Raw genomic sequence first — 3,262 nt, 5'->3', positions numbered from 1 at the left:
GGGCGTCCGCCTCATTGCAGCATTAACTTTATCACCAGCCATGACGGCTTCACGATGAACGACTTGGTGTCGTACAAAGACAAGCACAACTTGGCCAATGGCGAAGAAGGTCGTGACGGAGACAACCACAACATCAGCGACAACTACGGCGAAGAGGGTCCGTCACGCAAGAAAGGCGTGCGAACGATCCGCGAGCGTCAAATTCGCAACATGTTGACCACCTTGCTGCTTAGCCAGGGCGTCCCGATGCTGGTCAGCGGCGATGAATGCCGACGAACCCAGAAGGGGAACAACAACGCCTATTGCCAAGACAACGAGCTGAGTTGGTTTGATTGGCGATTAGTCAAAAAGAACGCCAACATGGTTCGCTTTGTGAAATCGTTGATCGAGTTCCGCAAGGCTCAACCGACCGTTCGTCGCCGAGAATTTTTGACTGGGCAACCTGTCGATGGACGGATGATTCCCGATGTCTCGTGGTACTCCGCAGCGGGGACTCCGCTTGATTGGGGGCAACACGATTTGGCGATGGTCGCCTACATCGCGGCTCCGAGTCGCCGGGACGATCCCGAAGGCGTCGGCCGCGACGTGGTGATGATGTTTAACAGCACCGGACAAAACCGCGAATTCATGCTGCCCGAAGTCGGCCGCGGCATGAAGTGGAACCTGTTTGTCGACACCGCTGCGGAATCTCCGAACGAGGTGTTCCCCGAGCTGAATGGGCCGATGCCACCGAGCAATCGGGTGATCGATGTGCCTTGCCACTCGTTGAAGATCTACGTCAACCAGATCGAATCGCCGCAATCCGCCACATAAAAAGGGCGAAAGCGAGATTCGAGGGCGATCGACTTTTGACACGAACCAGGTGGTGGTGTAGCGGTGCGGCGCAAGCCGCCCGGTCGAAATCGAACGTTTTCACGCTGCAACCGGACGGCTCGCGTCGTGCCGCTACCTAAGTCGATGGCATTGGGCTTGCGCCGCTTCAAAAACCACCCGCTTGGTGCCAAAGTCCAATGGCATCACGGCCGCTATTTTCGCTTACCGCCTCGAGTCGCCTGTGGGAGACCCGAGGCGGTGGCATTTTGCTAGCACAGCAAATCCACGTTTTTCCCGCAATCAGCCGCCTGCAAACCACGGCGGCTGGGCAACCCGTCTTGCCATCTTTGCAATAATCACGAACACTAAGACACGAGACACCCTGACTCGTCTTCCTCCAAGTAGAAGTCACCGGGGTCCTGCCGCAAAAATATGGCAACCCCTCACTGCACTGAAAGAGATTGCATGAACCATTCCCCCCTTCACGAACTTTCCAATAGCCACTCGTACCAGAGCTATCAGCGTCAGCGTCAACTGACTCTTGGCGATTTGCTTTTGGAAAACCGCATCGTGTTTCTGCAAGGCGAGATCCACTACGCCAATGCCAACGACGTGGTAATGAAACTGCTTTATCTGCAGAGCGAAAACCGCCGCAAAGACATCCACTTTTACATCAATTCCCCAGGCGGATCGGTCACCGCCACGCTAGCGATTTACGACACGATGCAGATGCTGTCGTGTCCGGTCGCCACGTATTGTGTCGGCGAAGCCTGCAGCGGCGCCGCGGTCTTGCTCGTCGGTGGAACTCAAGGCAAGCGTTTCTGTTTGCCCAACAGCCGCGTGATGATGCATCAACCAATGGGTGGCGTGGGCGGCCAAGTTAGTGACATTGAGATCCAAGCCGCTGAAATGTTTCGTTACCGCGACGTGTTGAACAAGATCATCAGCAAGCACAGCGGCCAATCGGTAGAGAAGATTTCGCAGGATACCGACCGCGACTTCTTCCTCGGTGCCGAAGAAGCGAAGGCTTATGGGCTTGTCGACGACATCTTGGTCAAGCCACCTGCGGACGACAACGATGACGACGACGACAAAAAATAGTCTGGCGAACGAGCCTCTCAAATCTCGCTCCGAAGACGTCGTCATTTTATCTGAATCCCACTGCCCCCATCCCGTCGAAAGTTTATAAGCATGCCCATCATTCCCTACGTTGTCGAAAAAAGCGGACGCGAAGAACGCGTCTATGACATCTACAGCCGACTGCTCAAAGACCGGATCATCTTTCTCGGCCAACAAGTCGACGACCAAATTTCCAACGCGTTGGTCGCGCAGATGTTGTTCCTGCAATCGGACGATCCGAAAGCCGATATCCACATGTACATCAACAGCCCTGGTGGTAGTATCACCGCAGGCATGGCGATCTATGATACGATGCAATTTGTCTCCTGCGACGTTGCAACGTACTGCATCGGCCAAGCTGCATCGATGGGTGCCGCACTGTTGACCGCCGGCGCGAAGGGGAAACGCTACGCGCTTCCCAACGCTCGGATCATGATTCACCAACCGCTTGCGGGGATGCAAGGAACCGCGCGTGAAGTAGAAATTCACGTCGAAGAATTGCGCCGGATCAAGAAACGGATGAACGAATTGATGATCGAACACACCGGTCACTCGCTTGAAAAGATCGAACAGGACACCGATCGCGACCGTTTCATGTCGGCCGACGAAGCGTGTGAGTACGGTTTGATTGACAAAGTGGTCCACAAAGCGGGCCAAGTCTAAGCAGGCCGCAGCAGCGGACCAACGACAGCGGAAATCCAGCACCCGCGGCAACTTGTTTGCCGCGGTTCCCGCGTCGACCGCCCCCTTCGTCTAGCGGCCCAGGACGCCGGACTCTCAGTCCGGAAACAGGGGTTCGAATCCCTTAGGGGGTACTGAGGCTTGATCAAACCTCAGCCAGGTTTGCGTGTTTCTATCGAGACGATTCTCACAAAACACTCCTGACTTACCTGCACAGCCTTTCTTTTCATCGATCTTGGCAGCGATGTACGTTATGCTTTTAGCAGAGCGCACACCGCCCCCCCATTAGCGGAGACATCGATTCCATCGTTTTGTCACCGTTAGGGGGAGTTCTCTTTTTCTGATCTTGATCCAAGGAGACTCGCCATGCCTCACAAAATCTTGTTTGCAAAGATGAAAGGAAAGTGGGAAGGCACCTGTCGAACTTGGTTCCAGCCCGGTCAAATCGCCGATGAATCTCCGATCCGCGGCGAGATCACGCGAGTGCTCGAAGGCAGCTTTCTTCGCCATTCCTATCAAAGCTCGATCCAGGGCAAGCCCCGCAGCGGCGAGGAACTGATCGCCTTTAACGTGATCTTGCAGACCTTCCAGTGCTCGTGGATCGATGATTTCCACATGAATGATGCGATCATGTTTTCGCAAGGCCCGG

The 3,262-nt window shown here is 55.1% G+C and carries 3 protein-coding genes, 1 tRNA gene and 1 pseudogene; all 5 read left to right on the top strand.

The genetic code is table 11. The annotated features are described in order from the left end of the window. A pseudogene (locus ABX962_RS33240) lies at nt 1-813 on the top strand (glycogen debranching enzyme); the annotation flags it as partial. 465 nt (nt 814-1,278) lie between these two features. Continuing rightward, nucleotides 1,279-1,914 (top strand): ATP-dependent Clp protease proteolytic subunit, encoded by a 636-nt coding sequence (locus ABX962_RS33235; RefSeq protein ID WP_339943400.1) that lies wholly within the window; start codon nt 1,279-1,281, stop codon nt 1,912-1,914. A gap of 90 nt (nt 1,915-2,004) precedes the next feature. After that, on the top strand, nt 2,005-2,595 hold the full coding sequence (clpP, locus tag ABX962_RS33230) for an ATP-dependent Clp endopeptidase proteolytic subunit ClpP (RefSeq protein ID WP_339943398.1): 591 nt from the start codon (nt 2,005-2,007) through the stop codon (nt 2,593-2,595). A gap of 79 nt (nt 2,596-2,674) precedes the next feature. Beyond that, nucleotides 2,675-2,747: transfer RNA gene (locus ABX962_RS33225), tRNA-Glu, on the top strand. Between the two features lie 232 nt (nt 2,748-2,979). After that, a partial coding sequence (locus ABX962_RS33220) for a DUF1579 family protein (RefSeq protein WP_372725975.1) occupies nt 2,980-3,262 on the top strand: 283 nt, incomplete at its 3' end.

Origin of the sequence: Novipirellula sp. (assembly GCF_041583735.1) — a bacterium.
In the GTDB taxonomy this organism is placed as follows: domain Bacteria; phylum Planctomycetota; class Planctomycetia; order Pirellulales; family Pirellulaceae; genus Novipirellula.
Note: the sequence above shows the minus strand (reverse complement) of the source record. Positions and strands in the feature narration are given on the sequence as shown.